The following is an 827-nucleotide window of genomic DNA, read 5'->3' on the forward strand; positions in this document are numbered from 1 at the left end:
ATAAATGTCAACGATAATATGTACACTTTTGCTCGTTTTAGAATGTACAATTCTGCTATTCGGACTTTGGTATTATCCCCCAGCCTTTCTGTTTCTTTTGCTGGAGGGAGGTTTTGTTAATCAAAAAAGGATTAATCCCTAGTCTTAACTCTAAATTTTCTTTCTCCTTTTTTAAGGCTGATACCTCACTTTGAAGATCATTAATTTCTTCTAATAATCTTGCGATTTTAGTTTGATCATCTATTCCTTCTTCATAGGGGGTTCCTTTCCATCTACACCATTCATTAAAGTAGTAAAGGTCATCTTCACAAACTTGTTCGCTTAAATTTTCTCTTCTGGAAGCCGTATTCAACCATTCCGCAATGAGTTCCTCATTACATTTAATTCCGTATGAACGAAAGAACTTCGTAGTTTTTGTTAATGCCAATTCACTCATCTTATTTATCTCCTTGTTTAGTGTTTTCTTTATTAAAATGGTCTTTCAGGCGATAGGAATCTCCGATAATATTCACCACTGTCGCGTGATGAAGAACACGGTCTAAGATGGCATTGGCAATTTTGGGATCCTGGAATATATCTCCCCATGTTTTAAAGCTAGCGTTTGTGGTTAAAATGGTGCTTTTTTGTTCATATCTCATATCTATTAACTGAAAAAACAACTTGGCATCTTCTGCATCAATAGGCAAGTAACCAATCTCGTCAATGATGAGAAGTTTGTATTTCGCATAATGTTTTAGTCTGTTTTCCAATCGGTTTTCAAGTTTTGCTCTTTTTAAATTCAGAATCAAATCATTACACTTAATAAAATACGTACTTGTCCTTTTCTT

The 827-nt window shown here is 34.2% G+C and carries 2 protein-coding genes; both read right to left on the reverse strand.

Going from position 1 to position 827, the window contains the following annotated elements; translation table 11 throughout:
• Nucleotides 1-55: 55 nt before the first annotated feature.
• Nucleotides 56-436 carry a hypothetical protein gene (locus tag BFI01S_RS22065; RefSeq protein ID WP_061794467.1) on the reverse strand — a complete coding sequence of 127 codons (381 nt, stop codon included), beginning with the start codon at nucleotides 434-436 and terminating at the stop codon, nucleotides 56-58.
• A 1-nt stretch (nucleotide 437) separates the two neighbouring features.
• Nucleotides 438-827: ATP-binding protein (locus BFI01S_RS22070; RefSeq protein ID WP_169799805.1), on the reverse strand; the 390-nt coding region annotated here is incomplete at its 5' end.

Origin of the sequence: Cytobacillus firmus NBRC 15306, from assembly GCF_001591465.1 — a bacterium.
GTDB lineage: Bacteria > Bacillota > Bacilli > Bacillales > Cytobacillaceae > Cytobacillus > Cytobacillus firmus.

Coding starts and splice junctions, on each gene's coding strand:
- BFI01S_RS22065 (WP_061794467.1), bottom strand. CDS start 436: ATGAGTGAATTGGCATTAACAAAAACTACGAAGTTCTTTCGTTCATAC.